Origin of the sequence: Martelella lutilitoris (assembly GCF_005924265.1) — a bacterium.
Taxonomy (GTDB): Bacteria; Pseudomonadota; Alphaproteobacteria; order Rhizobiales; family Rhizobiaceae; genus Martelella; species Martelella lutilitoris.
The window spans coordinates 361,382-381,670 of record NZ_VCLB01000003.1; the positions used below are offsets into that span (position 1 = coordinate 361,382).

The 20,289-nt window shown below is 62.5% G+C and carries 15 protein-coding genes; 5 read left to right on the top strand and 10 right to left on the bottom strand.

The window, feature by feature from the left end:
• Position 1: 1 nt before the first annotated feature.
• Positions 2-3,043, bottom strand: coding sequence for a helicase-related protein (locus tag FF124_RS06695; protein WP_138747839.1), 3,042 nt, complete (start codon positions 3,041-3,043; stop codon positions 2-4).
• A gap of 365 nt (positions 3,044-3,408) precedes the next feature.
• Positions 3,409-4,227, bottom strand: a complete 819-nt coding sequence (locus FF124_RS06700; protein WP_138747711.1) for a LytTR family DNA-binding domain-containing protein — start codon at positions 4,225-4,227, stop codon at positions 3,409-3,411.
• Between the two features lie 81 nt (positions 4,228-4,308).
• Here FF124_RS06700 and FF124_RS06705 point away from each other — a divergent pair, with 81 nt between their 5' ends.
• The 4 genes from FF124_RS06705 (at position 4,309) to phaR (ending at position 6,374) form a co-directional block, all read left to right on the top strand.
• Complete coding sequence (locus tag FF124_RS06705) at positions 4,309-4,812, top strand: DUF6622 family protein (protein ID WP_138747712.1); 504 nt, start codon at positions 4,309-4,311, stop codon at positions 4,810-4,812.
• Positions 4,813-5,071: 259 nt separating this feature from the next.
• Complete coding sequence (locus FF124_RS06710) at positions 5,072-5,227, top strand: DUF3309 family protein (RefSeq protein WP_081725892.1); 156 nt, start codon at positions 5,072-5,074, stop codon at positions 5,225-5,227.
• A gap of 16 nt (positions 5,228-5,243) precedes the next feature.
• Complete coding sequence (locus FF124_RS06715; RefSeq protein ID WP_138747713.1) at positions 5,244-5,432, top strand: hypothetical protein; 189 nt, start codon at positions 5,244-5,246, stop codon at positions 5,430-5,432.
• A gap of 384 nt (positions 5,433-5,816) precedes the next feature.
• The gene (gene phaR, locus FF124_RS06720) at positions 5,817-6,374 is read left to right on the top strand and encodes a polyhydroxyalkanoate synthesis repressor PhaR (protein WP_138747714.1); all 558 of its coding nucleotides are present in this window, start codon (positions 5,817-5,819) and stop codon (positions 6,372-6,374) included.
• Between the two features lie 469 nt (positions 6,375-6,843).
• Here the strand turns inward: phaR and FF124_RS06725 are convergent, their stop codons facing one another.
• The 7 genes from FF124_RS06725 to FF124_RS06755 form a co-directional block, all read right to left on the bottom strand.
• Entirely contained in the window at positions 6,844-8,214 is a 1,371-nt protein-coding gene (locus FF124_RS06725; RefSeq protein ID WP_138747715.1) for a GH1 family beta-glucosidase, read from the bottom strand.
• A 293-nt stretch (positions 8,215-8,507) separates the two neighbouring features.
• The gene (locus FF124_RS06730) at positions 8,508-9,692 is read right to left on the bottom strand and encodes a Gfo/Idh/MocA family protein (RefSeq protein WP_138747716.1); all 1,185 of its coding nucleotides are present in this window, start codon (positions 9,690-9,692) and stop codon (positions 8,508-8,510) included.
• A gap of 168 nt (positions 9,693-9,860) precedes the next feature.
• A complete protein-coding gene (locus FF124_RS06735) occupies positions 9,861-10,913 on the bottom strand; it encodes a sugar phosphate isomerase/epimerase family protein (RefSeq protein ID WP_138747717.1) in 1,053 nt (350 codons plus the stop codon).
• A 261-nt stretch (positions 10,914-11,174) separates the two neighbouring features.
• Positions 11,175-12,104 (bottom strand): substrate-binding domain-containing protein, encoded by a 930-nt coding sequence (locus tag FF124_RS06740; RefSeq protein WP_246072272.1) that lies wholly within the window; start codon positions 12,102-12,104, stop codon positions 11,175-11,177.
• 96 nt (positions 12,105-12,200) lie between these two features.
• Positions 12,201-13,202 (bottom strand): ABC transporter permease, encoded by a 1,002-nt coding sequence (locus FF124_RS06745; protein ID WP_138747719.1) that lies wholly within the window; start codon positions 13,200-13,202, stop codon positions 12,201-12,203.
• The gene (locus FF124_RS06750) at positions 13,199-14,740 is read right to left on the bottom strand and encodes a sugar ABC transporter ATP-binding protein (RefSeq protein WP_138747720.1); all 1,542 of its coding nucleotides are present in this window, start codon (positions 14,738-14,740) and stop codon (positions 13,199-13,201) included. Before FF124_RS06750 ends, FF124_RS06745 begins: the two co-directional genes overlap by 4 nt.
• 264 nt (positions 14,741-15,004) lie before the next feature.
• Entirely contained in the window at positions 15,005-17,959 is a 2,955-nt protein-coding gene (locus FF124_RS06755) for a diguanylate cyclase (RefSeq protein WP_138747721.1), read from the bottom strand.
• Positions 17,960-18,311: 352 nt separating this feature from the next.
• Here FF124_RS06755 and rocF point away from each other — a divergent pair, with 352 nt between their 5' ends.
• Entirely contained in the window at positions 18,312-19,235 is a 924-nt protein-coding gene (gene rocF / locus FF124_RS06760) for an arginase (RefSeq protein ID WP_138747722.1), read from the top strand.
• Here the strand turns inward: rocF and mbfA are convergent, their stop codons facing one another.
• Positions 19,236-20,219 (bottom strand): iron exporter MbfA, encoded by a 984-nt coding sequence (gene mbfA / locus FF124_RS06765; protein ID WP_138747723.1) that lies wholly within the window; start codon positions 20,217-20,219, stop codon positions 19,236-19,238. It lies immediately after the preceding gene.
• Between the last annotated feature and the right edge of the window lie 70 nt (positions 20,220-20,289).

The following is a 20,289-nucleotide window of genomic DNA, read 5'->3' on the forward strand; positions in this document are numbered from 1 at the left end:
GCTAGCGCTTCATCTGCGCCTTCAGCGCGGCGAGCTTGGCGAAGGGCGAATCCGGATCGATCGGCTTGTCGCGCTCGCGGCGCTGGTCGCGCGGCTTGTTGCCCTCGTTCTCTCCACGATCGCGGCGCGGACCCTTGCCGCCTTTACCGCCCTTGCCGCCGGGCTTGCCGGAGCGTTCGTGATGCTCGCCGTCGCCGCCCTTGCGGTTCTGCTGGCCGCGACCGCGGCCCTCATGGCGCTGACCATCATGACGCTGGCCGCGCCCCTGATGGTTCTGGCGGTTGCGATCATTATGGCCAAGCGCGCCCGGACGCCACAGCAGGACGGGCTTCGGCTCTTCCTCTTCCTTCGGCGCCGATGCATCGGCCTCGACCGGCTCGGTTGACGCTTTTTCAGCTTCGGCTTCGGGCTCATCGGCTTTCGCAACCGTGCCGCTGTCCTCAGCGGGCGCTTCAGCAGCCTGAGCGGCCGGCGCTTCCGTCGCTTCAGGCTCGGCTGCCGGCTTCTCGGCACGCTTGGCGACCGTCTCGACGGCGACGCCGGCATGCTGTCTTGAAGCCTTTTCGGCGTCGCGCTCGGCCTGGGCGGCCTCAAGCGCCGCGACTTCCTCGGGCGTTGCCACATCGGCGCGGTAGCCGAGGCCCTTCAGGATCTCTTCCATGTCGTCCGGCGTCGCGCCGAGGATCGACATCATCGCCGGCGTGGTGACGAAGCGGCGGCCGTCGAAGGCGCCCTCCGGCTGCGCGCCGCCAGCGTCCGGCTTCCACTGGGTCAGCGGGCGGATGATGTCGGCGAGGCGTTCGAGGATGTCGATGCGCACGGCGCGCTTGCCGAGATAGCGGAAACCGGCCAGCTTGTAGAAGGCCCGCTCGAACCCCGGGTCGGTGACGACGGAGGTGCGGCCTGCGGCGAGAACCGGAATGAGTTCGCCATAGCCGGGCTTGTCGAGGCCGTCATTGGCAAGGCCCCAGAGAAGGGTGATCATCTCGGCGGGCGCCGGCTTCAACAGCGCGGGCATGAAGACGTGATAGGCGCCAAAGCGCACGCCGTAGCGGCGAAGCGAGGCACGCGCGTCCTGGTCCAGCGCCTTCACCTCTGCGGCGACATCGCGCCGGAACAGCACGCCGTAATTTTCGACGAGCTGGAAGGCGAGGCCGCGCGCCAGCCCCTCGATATCGTCGGCATTGGCAATATCGTCGAGCGGCTTCAGAACCGTCTGGATCTGGTGGGCCACATAACGTTCGATGCGGGCCGCCACATGATCACGCGCCGTGCCGGTCAGTTGTTCATCGGCCAGCAGCACGATGCGCGGCCTCAGGATATTGTCGGAGGCGACGAGCCGGGCCACCGGATCGCCAAGCCACCGCACCGTGCCGGAGGAATCCAGCACCAGATCGGAATTGCCGGAGGCATGCAGACGCGCCGCGCGCGCCTCGAATTCGAGCGCCAGCGCCTTCAGCGCCGCAGCCTCGATCGCCCTGGCATCCGGACCTTCGGCGCCGGTCACGGCTTTGAAACGAAAGCCCGCCAGTTCCCCCACATGATGTCCTTCCACAAAGACATCCCCGTTCACGCTCACTTCAGCTTCAAGCATCGCATTCTCTCTCAGGCGCTTCATCAGCACGGAAGTCCTGCGGTCAACGAAGCGTTTCGTCAACCTCTCATGCAGGGCATCCGACAACCGATCCTCTATTTTCCGTGTCTTTTCCTGCCAGTGTGTCGGATCGGCAAGCCATCCGGGCCGGTTCGACACATAGGTCCATGTTCTGATCTGGGCGATACGCGCCGACAGCGTATCGATTTCACCATCGGTCCTATCGGCATGGCGGACCTGTTTGGCAAGGAAATCCTCATCCACCGTGCCATGCTCGACAAGGTCGAGATAAAGCGAGGCGATCAGGTCGGCATGCTGGGCCGGCGTGATCCGGCGATAATCCGGCAGCGCGCAGGCCTCCCAAAGGGTCTCGATCCTGTCGCGACGATCCGCCTTGCCGGCCACGGCCGGGTTGCGGGCGAGAAATTCGAGCGCACGCTGGTCGACGGCCGGCAGCGCCCGCGTCAGCCCCTGCACGCGCGGAACCTCGTCAAGGCTCGCCTTCAGCGCATGAAGCGATGAGAAATCGAGCGCCTTGGAGCGCCACTGCAGCACCTTGACCGGGTCGAACTGGTGGGTCTCCAGACGCTCGACCAGTTCCTCGTCAAAGGGCGGAACGCGGCTTGTCACGCCGAACGTGCCGTCACGCATATGGCGACCGGCGCGGCCGGCGATCTGGCCGAGTTCGCCGGCGTTGAGATTGCGGTATTGATGGCCGTCGAACTTGCGGTCCTGGGCAAAGGCGACATGGTCGACATCGAGATTGAGCCCCATGCCGATGGCATCGGTTGCCACCAGATATTCGACATCGCCATTTTGATAAAGCTCGACCTGGGCATTGCGCGTGCGCGGGCTAAGCGCGCCGAGCACGACGGCCGCGCCACCGCGCTGGCGGCGGATCAGTTCGGCAATCGCATAGACCTCGTCAGAGGAGAAGGCGACAATGGCCGACCGGCGCGGCAGGCGGGTGATCTTCTTCTGACCGCCGTAAAACAGGCTGGAAAGCCTTGGTCGTTCGATAATCGAGACGCCCGGCAGCAATTGCCTGAGGATCGGCTTCATCGTCGCCGAGCCCAGAAGAAGGGTCTCCTCGCGCCCGCGCAAATGCAGGATCCGGTCGGTGAAGATGTGGCCGCGCTCCAGATCGCCGGCCAGCTGGACCTCGTCGATCGCCACGAAGGCGACATCGGTCTCGCGCGGCATCGCTTCGACGGTGCAGACGCTGTAGCGGGCGGTCTTCGGCGCGATCTTCTCCTCGCCGGTGATCAGCGCCACGCGATTGACGCCGACGCGCTCGACAAGGCGGGTATAGACTTCGCGGGCAAGAAGGCGCAGCGGCAGACCGATGATGCCCGAGGAATGGGCCACCATGCGTTCAATCGCAAAATGGGTTTTGCCGGTATTGGTCGGACCGAGCATGGCGGTAACACCGCGTCCGCTCAAGATCATTGCTTCAGAATTCAATGTCCCGGTCCCGATTCCCTGGCCGGGGCCAAAATCTCTGCCCCCGTCCATTGCTAAAATCGCCCGGTCGGAAAACCGCCGGCGCGCGCTTTCTCTATAGATGGACCGGCTTGCGCCCGCAAGCAAGGGGGACAGGGATTTTGCCCGAAACACCGGCTTTTCTTAAGATTTGGAACAGATGCGAACGAATCACAGACGAATCGCTGACTCTGCCGTTTTCCCGGTTTGTTCACGGCTATATATTGGGATATCAGCGCACGAACACCCTAGATGTGGAAACGCCATCGTCGCCTTCCCGGTGAACGGAAGGGGCACGTTAACCTTCGTAAACAAAGGATGAACGCGGACGATCAGCCTGGGGTGAGGCCGGCGGCCCTCACATCCGCCTGATAGCTGCGGCTGACCGGCAGCACTTCGCCGGCGCCGGTGACGATCGCAAGACGCCCGTCCCTCCGCTCCACTCTCTCGACAGCCGCAAGCGCCACCCAATGCGAGCGGTGAATTCTTATCCCGGGCTCTGGCGCGGTCTCCCCGATCGCGTCCTTCAGACGGATCAGCACCATGGACCGTCCGCGCGTCGTGACCACGTCGACATAGTGATCGGAAACCGAGAGCGAGATCAGCCTTCCTCTCTTTTCCAGCGGCAGGCGCGCGAGCAGCGGCGGCGGGCGCTCTGCTTCGCCCGATGGCCCGGTCACAACGGCATCGCCCTTTTTGCCGCGCAGAAGCTCCATGGCGCCAACAGCGGCAGCCGCGATCAGCAGCGCGTGGTAGGCCGTGGAGAAGAGCGCGACTGGCGAAAGCGCCTCTTTGCCCGAGACGACAATGGTGACCGGCAGCACGGCGGCCGTGCTGGCAAGCCCCGCCGCAAGCGTGACCAGAAGGATGCGAGGAAACGCATGCAGGCCCCGCCGGCGCAGCAGAAAACTTGTCCAGGCGCCGAAGAAATGCGCGGCGGAAAAGGTCAGAAGAACCACAGCCGCCCAATAGACCAAGCGCAGGAAGAAGGGGAATTCCCGCTCCGTACCGAAGGGGCCGGACCATGCAGCGACGAGAATGACGATCGCCAGAAGCCCGTAGGTCCGCCAGTGGGTGAAATCCCTGTGCATTTCGCGAAGCGTGAACTGCAATCCGCTGCGTTTTGCGAAGTTTTTCCGGACTTCGTTCATCTCCCGCTTTTCACGCACCCTTCACGTTTGTCATGAAGGTTCCAGTTTATCCCGAGCGAAATTCGAAAGGAAGGTCACGTTATGGAAATGCTCGTCTCGATCATCGCCGGAACGCCGATCTATGTCTGGGTCATCCTCGTCATACTCGTCCTGCGCGGCGCGAAGCGGTTCCAGGACAAGGAAGTGTCGGTCAACCGGCTCTTCATCCTGCCGCTCCTGTTCCTGATCCTTGCGGCGCACAGGGTGGTCTCTCTCGGATTTGCCGCGCCCGCCCTGCAGGGACTCGGCCTCGGGCTCCTTCTCGGCGGTCTTGCCGTGTGGCTGCTGCGGCCGCAGAGGAAACTGCACCCGGTCAGCGCCGACAGGGTGCTGATCGAGGGCGAATGGCACACCCTCGCCATGGTGCTGATGCTGTTTGCCGCGCTCTATGTGCAAAATGCCGGTCTCGCCATCAACCCGGACCTTGCCAAGCATCCCGCCTTCATGATCCCGGTAAACCTCTTCGTCGGCCTTGCCACGGGTTTCTCGGTCGCCCGCTCGGCCGTCTACATGGCGAAGGCGCGGCGTGTGACGGCGGAGGCGTGAGCCGGGCACTCCCAGGCTTTTTTCCGCGCCGGGACCAAAGCCGGAACGAATCAGCGACGAATCGCTGACAGCCTCGTTTTCCTGTTTTGTTCACCGCTATATATCGTGGATTTACAAAGCCTTAACCATATTTTTCAAGGCTTTGCGGCTGGCTTTCCGAGGCGGTCGCGATCCTTTCCAAAAGCCCTGTTCTCGGCGCGCGGGAACAAATCTCGTCGCGCCGGCGTTCTTTGTCCAACTGATTTCCCGGAGAGAGACCATGCTCGGCACAATCCTGCTCATCATCATTATCCTGCTTCTGATCGGCGCCCTGCCGCGCTGGGGCTATTCGCGGACCTGGGGCTACGGACCGTCTGGCGGTCTGGGTCTTGTCCTGCTAATCGTCATCATCCTGCTCATCGCAGGCTATGTGTAACCTGGAGACCAAGATCATGAAGAAAGCAGTACTCGCCATTGCATTCATTCTTCCGCTCGCCGCCTGCACCACGCAGGAACGCAATGCCACGATCGGCGCCGGCGTTGGCACGGCCGCTGGTGCAGCGATTACCGGAGACGCAACCGGCGCGATTGCCGGCGGCCTGATCGGCGGCGGCGTCGGTGCGGCAACGGCCAACCGATAACGTCAACGGCCATCGGAAGCGGCGCGCGCTGAATGGCTGTCGCGTCAAGACCGGCTCGCAGCACCGCTCGCCGGTCTAGGCGCCGCCATCTCGGGCGGCGCCTTTCTTTATGCCCGCACGTCCGCCGACCGGCGGTTTGCAGGTGCGATAACAGAAGCGGGGCCAAAGCGTATCAAAAAGCCGGACGGAAGCGTCTATCACGCAAAAGTGTGCGCCGGATCGGCCAGTGTCACGGGGCTCGCGATACGACAATTCGGCCGGGATCGGGCGCTCGCGACCCGGTTTCGTATCGCTGCGCTGCGATAAAACGATTGTAACCCGGTGTTTTTTGAGGTTACATCCAAGACGGGAAGAGGAAACGAAAACGCGGGGAGGAGACATAACATGCCCGTAAAAGACGGACCGACGGCGATCAAGAAATATGCCAATCGCCGGCTCTATAACACAGGCACCAGCAGCTACGTGACGCTCGAGGATCTGGCGGACATGGTGAAGCAGGGAGAGGAATTCACCGTCCAGGACGCAAAGTCGGGCGAGGATATCACCCACACCGTGCTGACGCAGATCATCTTCGAACAGGAAGCCAAATCCGGCCAGGGCATTCTGCCGGTCTCGTTCCTGCGCGAAATCATCGGCTATTACGGCGACCAGATGCAGGCCATGCTGCCGGGCTTTCTCGACAACGCGATGAAGGCGTTTTCCGAACAGCAGGCCCATATGCGCGAGCAGATGGACAAGGCGCTTTATGAAAACCCGCTGAAGCGCGAATATTACCGCAAGGAAGAAACGGCCCGTCGCGTGCCCGTCGGCGCCAGCGGCAGCTACCGCGCTCAAAACGATGACAGTGAGGAACCGGCAACGGCCGTCCACGCCGTGAGCGGCGATCTCGACGACCTGCGCCGCCAGTTGCGCGTTCTCCAGGACCGGATCGACAATCTCTGAAGCGGGTCGGGAGAACAGCCGGAAAACAGAATGACGCCCGAGGCGAGGTGCGGACAGGCTTCCTTGGGAATTCGGTTCCTTGGTGGCCGCTACGCCACCCACCAACGTCATGCTCGGGCCTGTCCCGAGCATCTAGCCACGTCTGACGCGAGAAGCGTTGGCGGGCTGTTTGGTGTGGAATTGCAAGAGCTTCATCACGCCGCAGACGCCTGTCGCCGGGCGAGGTGCTTGGATCCTCGGGTCAAGCCCGAGGATGACGCCGAATAGGGTAGATAGGGGCTTCTTCAACCGAAGTTACAGAGCGCAAGGCGATGACGTGCAAGTCCAGAAAACAAAAAAACTGAGCGATTTCAGCATTTTTCAACGCTCTCGCGATTTGAGACCGGGCAGGAATGGACTGACCTGAAGGTGACGGGACGGGGCCGAAAGCGCTTTGCTTCCTGCGGCAAGGCCGGGTCCTGCCGCCGTCTCAGTCCTGGCCCGCCCTTTCGAGAAACTCCTCGGCGAGCGCCTTGTACCATTTTCCGGAATTCTTCAGCGTTCGTTCCTGCGTCTCGTAATCGACATAGATCAGGCCGAAGCGCATTTCATAACCTTCCGCCCACTCAAAATTGTCCATCAGGCTCCAGGCGTAATAGCCTTTAAGCGGAATGCCGGCTTCCACCAGGTCGGCGGCAATGGCGATATGGTCGGAGAGATATTGCGTGCGCGGCGCGTCATCGACCACGCCGTCAGCAGGCGCCATATTATAGCAGGCGCCGTTCTCGGTGATGTACATGTCCGGCATATCGTAGCGCTTGTAGACCTGCTCGGTCAGCATCTTCATCGCCGGCGCGTGGGTTTCCCAGCCGATGTCGGTGATGACGTTATAGACCGGCGAGCCGGCTTTGACCGCCGGGAATTCGGCGCCTGACGCGCTGTCATCGGCAACGCGTGCCGGCATGTAGTAGTTTAGCCCCCACCAGTCGAGCTTGCCGCTGATCAGATCGAGATCGCCATCCTCGATTGCCGGCATCCGCGCGCCGAGCGCGGCGATGAAACCGTCCGGATAGGCGCCCTTGAAGATCAAATCGAGGAAGACGCCGTTGTTGAACTGGAAGCTGCGTTCGGCCGCCGCCCGGTCTGCATCCGTGTCATTGACGGGATAGATCGCCTGCAGGTTGAGCACGATGCCCGCCTTGACCTCCGGCGCTTCCTGACGGATCGCCTCAAGGCCAAGGCCGTGGGCGAGGTTGACCGTGTGGAGCGCCGCAAGGGCGGCATCCATGGACCTCTCGCCCGGGGCATGAATGCCGTAGAGATGGCTGAGCCAGACGACGCACCAGGGCTCGTTGAAGGTGGAAACGAGGTCCAGCCGGTCGCCGAACCGCTTCATCACGGTCTGCACATAGCGCTGATAGGCATAGGCCGTTGAGCGCGCCGTCCAGCCGCCCTCGCCTGCAAGCGTCAGCGGCAGGTCCCAGTGGTAGAGCGTCGCATTGGTCTTCAGCCCGCGCGCCTTGCAGCCGTCGATGAGCCGGTCGTAGAAATCCAGACCCGCCTCGTTCACCGGCCCCCGACCGTCCGGGATGATACGCGGCCAGGCAATCGAGAACCGGTAGGTCTCGACGCCAAGGTCCTTCATCATGTCGAGGTCCTGGTCGAGCCGATGGTAATGGTCACAGGCCACGTCGCCGGTATCGCCATTGTGCACGCGGCCGGGCATATGGGAAAAGGCATCCCATATGGAGGGCTTGCGCCCGTCCTCGCGCGCCGCGCCCTCGATCTGGTAGGAGGCGGTGGCAACGCCGAAAATGAAATCGTCCGGAAAGCGGCGGGCGAGCTGTTTCGGATCAATCATGGCCGGTCATCCTTCACATAACAGCCCGGCGAAAAGCTGTCTGCCGCCGGACCGCGTCATTGTCGTTTCGCCGGCGCGCCGCGCGGAACTAGGGTCCCTCCGCATGGCGCACCGGTCTTTCGAAGCGTGATCTAGAGGAGTTCGGCGGCTTTGTACATAAACGCAAAGGCGAATCTGAAACGTTGCAGAAGTTCGATGTCCGGCGTTGCCGATTTGCGTCATCGCCTGACGGCTGTCAAGAAAACGCCCCGCCCGCAAGGTCGTCCGGCGGGGCGCGGGTATGTCTTGCCGGATCAGACGTCGAGCCCGACCCATTTTCCGTCAGCCTTCGAGGAGGCAACGCAGGCCTCGATGAAGGCAAGACCAATAACGCCGTCCTCGATCGTCGGATAGACCACGTCATCCGCCGTCTTGCCGTCGCGGAACGCCTTTATCGCCAGGGCGGCCTCGGTATAGATATTGGCAAAGCCCTCCAGATAGCCCTCCGGGTGGCCGGCGGGAATGCGGGATACGCGGGTGGAAGCGTCAAGCGCGCCCGCGCCGTTGCGTGACAGCAGGCGCTTCGGCTCACCGAAGGGCGTGTACCACAGATAGTTCGGGTTTTCCTGCGCCCACTGGATGCCGCCCTTTGTACCGCAGATCTTGATCTGCAGGCCGTTCTCGAAGCCGGGCGCCACCTGGCTTGCCCATAGCATGCCCTTCGGCTTCACTCCGTTCTTTTCCTTGAAGCGCAGCATGATATGGGCGTTGTCATCAAGCTGGCGACCCTCGACAAAACTGTCGAGATCGGCGGCAAGGCTTTCCAGTTCCGCGCCGGAGACGAAGAGCGCCAGATTGAGCGCATGGGTGCCGATATCGCCGATCGCGCCGCCCGCGCCGGAGCGCTTCGGATCGGTGCGCCATTCGGCCTGTTTGGAGCCGGCGCGTTCGGCCGGCTCCGTCAGCCAGTCCTGCGGATATTCGGCGTGGATCAGGCGAATATCGCCGAGGTCGCCGTTTTCGATCATGGCGCGGGCCTGCCGGATCATCGGATAGCCCGTGTAATTGTGGGTGAGGATGAACAGCGCATCGGCCTTGTCGGCGATTTCCTTCAACGCCTTGGCCTCCGCGAGGCTGGACGTCACCGGCTTGTCGCAGATGACGTGGATGCCCTTTTCGAGAAAGGCCTTGGCCGGGCCGAAATGCATGTGGTTGGGCGTGACGATCGCCACCGCCTCGATGCCGTCCTCGCGCGCGGCTTCCTTCTCGGCCATTTCCTCATAGGAGCCATAGATGCGCTCGGGATCCAGTCCGAGCTCCTTGCCCGAGGCGAGCGCCTTTTCCGGCGTTGACGACAGCGCGCCGGCGACGAATGTGTAGTGGTCGTCAAGACGCGACACCATGCGGTGCACGCCGCCGATAAAGGCGCCGGACCCGCCGCCAACCATGCCGAGCCGGATGCGGCCCGAATAGATTTCGTCTTTGCCTTCGATTGCCATGGACATGTCTCCTGAATTGTCTTTGGTTTTGGGGTATACCCCTCATCCGGCCGCCGCCACTTGTCTCCCCGGCAGGGAGAAGGGACCGTGGGGCTGGTTCTCTGCCCATCACCCCGACCAGCGGGCCCCCTCGCCCCGGAGGGGAGAGGGTTGGGCTGAGGGGTGAACTTAAAGCCCCAGCATCCGCTTGTTGGCTGCCTCGTCCGTTCCGCCGCCGGCGAAGTCGTCAAAGGCTTTCTCGGTCACGCGGATGATGTGGTCCTTGACGAACTGAGCGCCTTCGCGGGCCCCGTCTTCCGGGTGTTTCAGGCAGCATTCCCACTCGACCACGGCCCAGCCGTCGAAGTCGATAGCCGCCATCTTCGAAAAGATCGCCTTGAAATCCACCTGCCCGTCGCCGAGCGAACGGAAACGACCGGCGCGGTCGACCCAGCCCTGATAGCCGGAATAGACGCCCTGCCGCCCGGTCGGATTGAACTCCGCATCCTTGACGTGGAACATCTTGATGCGGTCCTTGTAGATGTCGATGTTGTCGAGATAGTCGAGGCACTGCAGCACGTAATGCGACGGGTCGTAGAGCATGTTGGCGCGCGGATGCTGGTCGAGCCGGTCGAGGAACATCTCGAAGGTCACGCCGTCATGCAGGTCCTCGCCGGGATGGATCTCGTAGCAGATATCGACGCCGTTCTCGTCCGCATGGTCGAGGATCGGTTTCCAGCGGCGGGCAAGCTCCTCGAAGGCGGTCTCGATCAGGCCCGCCGGGCGCTGCGGCCAGGGATAGAGGAAGGGCCAGGCCAGCGCGCCGGAAAAGGTCGCATGCGCGCCGATGCCCATGTTCCTCGAGGCGGTGATCGCCATCATCACCTGGTTGACGGCCCATTCCTGCCGCGCCTTCGGGTTGCCGCGCACTTCCGGCGCCGCAAACCCGTCAAAGGCTTCGTCATAGGCCGGATGCACGGCCACGAGCTGGCCCTGGAGGTGGGTTGACAGTTCGGTGACCTCGACGCCGTTCTCGCGCGCCTGGCCCTTGAAATCGTCGCAATAGTCTTTCGATTCGGCTGCCTTCTTCAGGTCGAACAACTGTCCGGCCCAGGACGGCACCTGCACGCCCTTGTAGCCGCAATCGGCCGCCCATTTCGTGATCGCGTCCCAGCTGTTGAACGGCGCCTCGTCGCCTGCGAACTGGCCGAGGAAAAGGCCCGGCCCCTTAATCGTTTTCATGGTGCTTTCTCCCGGAAAGACTGGATAGCTGATTGTGCCGCAAACCCGGGCGAAGTCCACCCGGAACGGCCTTACGAAATGGCCGGCGAAACGGCCCCGCGCGCTCCGCAGGGCCGAGACGGTCCGCCGGTCGAAAACCGTCCCGCCTCAGATGGATGTGCGGACGGCTTTCACATTTTCAAGCGATCCCGGAAAAGGTCTCTCCGGGACCGCCGATCCCTGCAGGCCCGACGGGAAGCCGGGCCGGCCGCTTCCCGGGCCTCAGTAGGGCGAATCCGGGAAGTAGTAGTTCTCGGCATTTTCCGGCGTCACCAGCGTGGCGTCGAGGATATAACTGCCGGCAACCGGCACCTGGTCGATCATGCCGGCAACGGTCAGTTCCATCGCCGTGCCGATCATTGCCGGCGGATAGAGAACGTCAACCGGGATCATCGGATCGCCGTCCATGACCTTCTTGATCATGTCCTTGGAGCCGGCCCCGCCGATAACATACTGGATGTCGTCGCGGCCGGCCTGCTGGATCGCCTGCAACACGCCCACGACCATGTCGTCATCCTGTGCCCAGATCACGTCGATCTCCGGATATTTGGTCAGGTAGTCCTGCGTCACCCGGAAGGCGTCGTCGCGGTTCCAGTTGCCGAACTGCTTTTCCATGACCTCGACATTGGTGCCTTCAAGGGCTGCATCGAACCCGTCCTGGCGCTGCTGGTCGATCGGGATCGGCAGGCCGCGAATGACGACAACCTTGGCGTCCGGCGTGGTTTCGGCGATGTATTCGCCGGCAACCGCGCCAAGCGCCGGGTTGTTGCCGGCAACATAAAGGTCACGCACCGAATTGTCGTTGTTGGAGGGGGCGCGGTCGACGAGCGTGACGAAAGTGCCTTCCATCTTGACCTGCATGATGGCGTTGACCAGCGGATCCGGGTCGGTCGGCAGGATGACCAGCGCGTCAATGCCCTGCACGGCCAGATCCTGTACGGCATTCGCCTGGCTTGCCGGATCGGGCGAGGTTTTGACGATCACATTGAGGTCGTCATATTCCTCCATCAGTTTCTCAGCCACGCGTTCGGCATGGTAGACGATGCCCGCCGTCCAGCCGTGGTCGGCTGCCGGAATGGAGACGCCAACCGTCAGCGCCTGAGCCTGGGTGACGCCGGCAAGCGAGGTCGCCGCCAGCAATGTTGCGCCCATAACCAGATTTTTCATACGCATTCCTCCCAAAATGGCGAACCGTTCAAGCCGTAAAGCGAGACGCGCGGGCGGTCCGCAATGCCCGCGAACGCTTTTCTATTGCCTGCGGAGCAGCGAACGCTGCACCAGCATGGCAATGATGATGATCGCGCCCTGGATGGCGGCGATCAGATATTCGCTGATAAAGTTCGACAGCAGCATGATGTTGCCGACGATCTCCAGAATGAAAGCGCCGCAGATCGTGCCCCAGATGCGCCCGACACCGCCGCGAAGCGCCGTGCCGCCGACGACGACGGCGGTGATCGCCTGCAGTTCCCACAACATGCCGGTGGTCGCCGAGGTGGAGCCGAGGCGCGGCACGTAGAACAGCACGGCAACGGCGACGCAGAGCCCCTGGATCAGATAGGTGATGATGCGCACATTGCGCACCGAAATGCCGGAATAGCGCGCCACTTCCTCGTTGGATCCGACCGCGATCACATGCCGGCCATAGCGCGTGCGGTAGAGCACGAAGGCGCCGATCAGCGCGGTCGCGATGATGGCGATCACCGGCACCGGGACGCCGAGCACGGTGCCGAAATAGGCCGGGCGGTAGATCTGCTGCACCTCGAAATCGCGCACGGTGATCGCGCCGCCCTGCGACAGCCAGGTCGTCAGCCCGCGATAGATGCCCATCGTCCCGAGCGTGACGATGAAGGGCTCGATCCGCCCGACCGTGGTGATCACGCCGTTCAAAAGCCCGCATCCCATGCCGATCAGGATCGCCAGCACCATCGCCGCCACCAGAAGAAGGTAGGGGTTGGCGATCGCCGCCGAGTTGATGAACATGATCATCAGGCTGGCGACGAAGGCGACCATGGCGCCGACCGAAAGGTCAAGCCCGCCCGCCGAAATGACAAAGGTGGCGCCGACCGCGATGATGGCGATGAAGGCCGAACGGGTGGCGACATTCATCAGATTGTTGACGGTCAGAAAATTCGGGTTTGAAAACGTGCCGAGCACCAGAAGCAGCGCCAACGCCAGAAATGGCGCCATCACGCGCAGGTCGATCTTGTTCATGAGGCCGGAGCCGGCCCCTGCCTTCACGCTGTCATTCATGTTGCGTCTGCCATCTCATGCTTGTTGCCGGAAACCCCGGTCGCCAGAACCACGATTTCATTCTCGTTCATGCCCTCGCCCGTCACCTCGCCGGCGATCTCGCCGGAGCGCATCACCACAATCCGGTCGCAAAGCCCGATCAGTTCCGGCATTTCCGAGGAGATGACGATGATCGAGTGACCCGCCTTCGAAAGGTCGGCGATGAATTTATAGATCTGCTCCTTGTTGCCGATATCGATGCCGCGCGTCGGCTCGTCGATGATGACGATCTCCGGGTCGAGCAGCATCATCTTGGCCAGAAGAAGTTTCTGCTGGTTGCCGCCGGAAAGCTCGCCGGCGGCCAGCTCCTTTGAGCCGGTTCGGATGTCGAAATCGCGGATCGCATCGTCGAGCGCCCGGTCTTCCGCGCCACGGTCGACCATTGTCGCCCGGGTGAAGCGGTCGAGCGCCGCGAGCGTCAGATTGGTCCGCAGATCCTTGGAAAGTAGCAGGCCCTTGCCCTTGCGATCTTCGGAGAGATAGACAATACCGGCTTTCAGCGCCGCAATCGGCGCGTTGAAATGCACCGCCTCGCCCTTGAGCCGGACTGTGCCGCGCCCCGGGCGGAGGCCTAGAATGCCCTCCATCAGCTCCGTGCGCCCTGCCCCGACGAGACCCGCAAACCCAAGGATTTCGCCCTTGCGCAGCTTGAAAGACGCGTCTTTCGCGTAACCGGGTACGGTGAAGCCCTCAATCTCGAGCACAGCCTCACCGGTATCGTCCTGCTTGCGGTCGGGATAGAGCTTGGAGACATCGCGGCCAACCATCAAGCGCGCCATGTCGGCAGGCTCCAGTTCGCTGGCATCATGGCTTGCTACTGTGTGGCCATCGCGCAGCACCGTCACCCTGTCCGCGATCTCCTTGACCTCGTTCAGCCGATGGGAAATGAACAACACCGCCACACCCCGGTCGCGGATCGCGCGCATGACCTTGAGCAGCGCGTCGGTTTCCACCGGCGTCAGCGAGGCGGTTGGCTCGTCGAAAATCACCACCCTGTGCGGCGTCAGCAAAACACGGGCGATCTGCACAAGCTGGCGCTTTGCGATCGAGAGCCGGGAAACGGGCGTGTCGGGATCGATTTCGGCGCCGAGTTCGCCAACAGCCTTCAGCGCCTCGGCATTCATCACCTTGTCGTTGACGGCGAGGCCGCGGTTGATCTCGCGGCCCAGAAAGATGTTCTGGGCGACGGTGAGATCGGGGGCGAGCAGGATTTCCTGGTGCACCAGCACGATCCCCTTCGCCTCGGCCTCCATCGGATTGGAAAAGGAAACGGGCAGTCCGTCGATCCTGATATCGCCGCTTGATGGCTTGAGATTGCCGGCCAGAAGCCGCATCAGCGTCGACTTGCCGGCGCCGTTCTCGCCGATGACCGCGTGGATTTCGCCGGTGCGCACGGTGAGATCGATGCCGTGCAGCACCTCGATCGGGCCGAAGGATTTGGTCAGTCCCGCGGTTTCGAGAATGATGTCTTTCCCGCCGCGTTCGGTGTCGTCGCGCATGGCCTCCCCCCGCTCCGCCGGAAATGCGCTTCATCCGACGTCGTCTTTCCTCCCGGGCACGCTCCACCGCGCCGGCCGGGTCTCACGGCGCGGCGTATTCTTTGCCGCGACAAGTGCCTACCCATTGGTAGCGAGGTTAGCGGCGTTCATGATGTACGTAAACCATATTCTTGCGCAACGCGGCCCGATGTGACGTTTTTGCGCCGTTCCGGCTGACAAACGGCAAGGGCGCGGGGGTCAGGCCGGGCACAAAGGCGGCAGGAATCAGAGATTGCCGTTGACGCGGTTGCGCCCGCTTCGCTTGGCCTCGTAGAGATAGGAATCGGCCCTGTCGATATATTGTTCGAGCGTGTCGGCGACGCCGGGCACGGCGGAATAGAAGCCGATGCTGACGGTCAGGCTGAGGATCACCTCGTTGACCTCGGCGGGACTTACCGCCACACGTTCCCGCAGCCTTTCGAGAAAGGCCCGCACCTGATCGGCCTCGCCGGACAGCGTATAGGCCACGAATTCCTCGCCGCCATAGCGGGCAACGAGATCGCCGGAGCGCAGGAAATGGGCGTTGAGGATGTCGGCCAGATGCTTGAGGCAGGCGTCGCCGAAGACATGGCCCATCCGGTCATTGATCGGCTTGAAGTGATCGACATCGAGCATGGCGACGGTAAAGCGTACACCGCGCTGCCGGGACAGATCGAACTCCGCCTCGCCGCGTTCGACGAAATAGCTGCGATTGTAGAGCCCGGTCATGCCATCGGTGATGCTGACCTCATGCAGCTTGCTGTTGGCCTTGTTGAGGGCGCGGTTCAGCGATCTGAGCTTGCGCACCCAGTAGAGCGAAAGCAGCAGTACGAAAAGGCCGATCGCGGCGGTGCCAAGCAGAAGCCGGTAATCGATCGCGCGCTTGAAGGGCGCGAGTTTCTGCCCGCTGATGATCCGCTCGATGGCTTCCGGATCGAGATTGACGACCAGCTTGCCGAAGATGCGGCCGAGATAGGGTTCGTCCGGCACGGTGGCGACCACCACCTGCAACCCCTCCGGAATGCGGCCGGAAATCTTCACATCATTGCTGTTCATGCCGGCGATCAGATAGGCCAGGCTGTCAAGCGGCCCGACGACGGCATCAAGGTCTCCGTCCTCGATGGCATCAAGCCCCTCGCGCTCACTGTCGATCTCGACCAGTTCGACATCCGGATAACGGGTTTTCAGCATATCCGCCGGCACATGGGTGGGAACGATGCCGACGCGCTGACCCGAAAGCTCGCGCAGGCTGCTGACGAAGGGCGCCTGAAGCGGTGCGGCCACGGCGAGCGCAATGTCGAGATAGGGCGGCGCAAGGTCGAAAATTGTGTCGCGCATGTTCTCGCGGGCAGCGAAGGGCAGCACGTCACAATCGGCCGCAAGCGCGCTTTCGGCATCGGCTGTCGGCAGCGCGACGGGCTTGATCTGGCGGTCGAAACGTCCGCGCTCTCCCATCAGACCGATGATTTCGGCGATCGCGCCGCTAAAATAGCCTTCCTCGTCAATGACCGTATAGGGCGGCGAACGCGGTTCCACACAGACACGGATCGTCCCCTTGTCGGCAAGATATTTTCGCTCCTCGCCGCTCAGAAGATCGCGGTCCGTCTCCATCCCCGCCATCGGCGGACCGAGCCAGCGCCGCTCCATTTCCTCCCAGCGCGACAGGGAGATCGATTCCAGGGCATGATCGATGATGCTCCTGAGATAGGGATAGCGCGGCGAGACGCCGAAACGAAGGTCCTCGCGCTCGACGCCGTCCATCAGGAACTCGCCGCCGATCTGGATATTGATCAGCCCCTGTTGGCGGATAATCGCGGTACCATTGCTCAGCGAGGTGATAACCACATCGATCTCGCGGTCGGAAAGCGACTGCATCAGCTCTTCCCGGCTATCAAACTCGCGGACATCCTCGAAACGAGCCTTGAGAGCGTCCGCGTAGTAGATGTCGCGGCTGATGCCGATGGACTTGCCTTCAAGGCTCTCGAGGCCTTCATAGGGACCCGCTCCGGAGGGCAGGAAGACGGCATTCGGCACGCGGTGGTAAAGATCGGAATAAAGCGTGAACTCGGCCCGCTCATCCGTGTAGGAGATATTGGTGACAACGTCGAGTTCACCCTCGCGAAAGCGGCGGAGCAATCCCGACCAGTTGTCATAGACGCGCTCAAATACGAGGCCAGTGGCGGACGCGATATATTGGGTTATGTCTTCCGCAAACCCCTTGCCGCGTCCATTGTCAAGATAGCTGAACGGTTCGTAGTCAAGCGAAAACCCGATTTTCAACGGCGGCGCGCCCTTGACGAAGGCCTGCTCCTCCGGCAGCAGGCGAAGCGGCCCCGTGCTCATCGACCGCTCGGAGCGATAGGAAAGCCAGCGCGTGGTGATCGCATCCAGCGTATCCGTCGGCATCGCCGTGATGGCCTTCTCCAGGATGTCGGCGAGCATCGCCGCGTCCTCGCTGCCGTCGCGGCTCAGGACGCCAAGGCGGAAATCCTCGAGCGCCACCGCCGTTAGCGGCGGCGTTCCGGCATTCGCGACATTGGTGAAGCCGTTTTCGCGCAGGAAGAAATTCCCGGTCATCTCCGCTGCCAGCACGCCGTCCACCCAGCCGAAGGCGACGGCCGCCATCAGGTCGCGGTAAGTGGCGTAGGTGACGGGTGTCACTCCGATCTCGCGCAGCGCATCGGCATAATAGATGTCACGGATGATGCCGATGCGCTTCTGTTTCAGCTGATCGAGCGTGAGGGGCCTGTCGAAGGGCTGATCGACATTTTCGTAAAGCACCGTTCGGCGCAGATGGTAGGGATCGGTGAAGGTGATGAAACGGCTGCGTTCCTCGGTCTCGGAAATATCGGCGATGACATCGAGTCCACCCGCGCGGAACTGGCCGTAGACGTCCGACCAAGAGCCCATGCGCAGCTTGAAGTCGAGCCCGGTCATGGTGCCGATCACGCCGATGAGATCGACCGTCCAGCCCATGATATTGCCGTTGCGATAGAAGGAATAGGGGTCGTTGTCGGCAACAACGCCGACGCTGACCGGACCGCGCGCGGCAATATAGGCACGCTCGTCGGCGCTCAGTTCGAGGTCCTGCGCCCCTGCCGTCGGGACAGCGCCAAGGAGCATAACCGCAAGCACGGCCAGGCAGGACGACACCCAAGCAATGGCGGCACGAAACCACCGCGCCGTTTCAACCTCTTCCATCACGATCGTCTCATGCGAAAACCCAAGGGACAAAAGGGGCGGAGGCAGGCAGGCGGACGTCAACACCGGCCCTGCGACGGGACTGGGCAGTTGCCGGTTTTCTCTGCATGGAGCCTCCCGGTTCCTCTCAACCAATAGCAAGGCATAGCACAATTTTCGGCAAGTCAAACGCCCCTTGCGCGAAATTGAAAGGCACAAATGGCAGCGCTACCGTATTTATCGGTCTTCCTGCCGCCCTTCAAAGCGAGGATAACAAGGGTCTATACTGGCTTGCGACGCGCCTGGGCCGCCCTGAAGGGCGGTTATTATTGGCGACCTTTGTCGAAGACGGAAACCGAAAACGGAGTTTTTCATGCATTGCACATTGCTCGGCGTTCCCGTCCAGTCCGGCTCGGGCCGGAAGGGCTGCAATATGGGGCCGAACGGGTTGAGAGCCGCCGGCCTGGGCGAAGCGCTTGCCGGACTGGGTCACGACGTCGTCGATCTCGGCGATCTTGAGCCTGCGCCCCGGCGCGCGGTTTCCCACCCCAACGCCAAGCTCAAGGCGCTTGGCGAGACCGTCTCCTGGCTCGATGCGCTTTATGACAAGGCGTTCGAGATTTCCGGGAACGGCCTGCCGATCTTCATGGGCGGCGACCATGTGATGGCGGCGGCAAGCGTTGCCGGCGTTTCCCGGCGGGCAAAGGAACAGGGACGACCGCTCTTTGTCCTCTGGCTGGACGCCCATCCTGATTTTCACACGCTTGAGAGCACCGAAAGCGGCAATCTCCACGGCACGCCGGCTGCCTATTTCACCGGCAGGCCAGGGTTTGGCGGCATTTTCCCGCCGCTCGATGCGCCGGTTGACCCGAGAAATGTCTGCATGCTCGGTATCCGCAGCGTCGATCCTCCCGAGCGCGCGGCGCTGAAGGAAAGCGGCGTCACCGTTCACGACATGCGCGCTATCGACGAAAGCGGCATTGCCGCCCTCCTGTCGTCGTTTCTCGATACGGTCGCCGCTGAGGACGGCATGCTGCATGTGAGCTTCGACGTCGATTTTCTCGATCCATCGGTGGCGCCGGGCGTCGGCACCACGGTTCCGGGCGGCGCGACCTTCCGCGAGGCTCATCTGGTGATGGAGATGCTGCATGACAGCGAACTCGTCACCTCGCTCGACCTTGTGGAACTCAATCCTTTTCTCGATGAACGCGGCAAGGCGGCCATCTTGATGACGGACCTGACAGCCAGCCTGTTCGGCCGGCGGGTCATGGACCGGCCGACGCGCAGTTACGGCTGATCAGCCGCTGCCGATCAGCATGCCGGCGGCGAGCACCAGACCGCCGCCGAGCACGACCTGGAAGGCCGCCCGCATGAACGGCGTTTCCATATATTTGTTCTGGATGAAAGCGATCGCCCAGAGTTCAAAGAACACGACAATGATGGCAACGATCGTCGCCGTCCAGAATTCCGGGATCAGATAGGGCAGCGCGTGGCCGAGGCCGCCGACCATGGTCATGACGCCCGAGGCGATGCCGCGCTTGATCGGCGAACCGCGCCCGGAAAGCTTTCCGTCATCATGGGCGGCCTCGGTGAAGCCCATGGAAATGCCGGCGCCGACGGCCGCCGAAAGGCCGATCAGGAAGGTCTGTTTGGTATCCTGCGTCGCAAAGGCGGCGGCAAAGATCGGCGCAAGCGTGGAGACCGAACCGTCCATCAGTCCGGCAAGGCCGGGCTGCACCCAGGTCAGCACGAACTGGCGGCGCTCCTTCATGCTTTCCTCGTCCCGGACATCCTCCGGCGCATGCTTTTCGCTGAGCGCGACGGCGGTTTCCTCATGCGCCTCTTCGGCCATGGCAAGGTCGCCGAGCAGCTTGCGGGTGTCGGCATCGCTGACCTGGGCGGCAGCCGCCCGGTAGAACCGGCATGCCTGTTCTTCCATCGTCACCGTCTGGTCGCGGATCTTGTCGAGCGGCAGGCTCTTCATCAGCCAGTCGGGGCGCCGCTCGTAGAAACCACGCACATGTTCGCGCCGGATGAGCGGGATGACATCGCCGAAGCGGCGCTTGTGCATGTCGATCAGCATGCGCCGGTGGCTGTCCTCGACCATCGCCATGTCATCGAAGATCTTCGCTGAATCCGGATATTCGGGGCGCAGATGCTCCGCATAGGATTTGTAGATGCGCGCATCATCCTCTTCCGAGGAGATGGCAAGCGCCAGGATCTCCTGCTCGGAAAGCGAGGAAAAGGCGCGGCGGGGCCTTGAGAACAGATTGAATGCCATGATCATCATCCCGATATGAATTTAGAATTCTTCTAAACTAACATCGGGAGAAGGTCAAATCCCGCTTGTC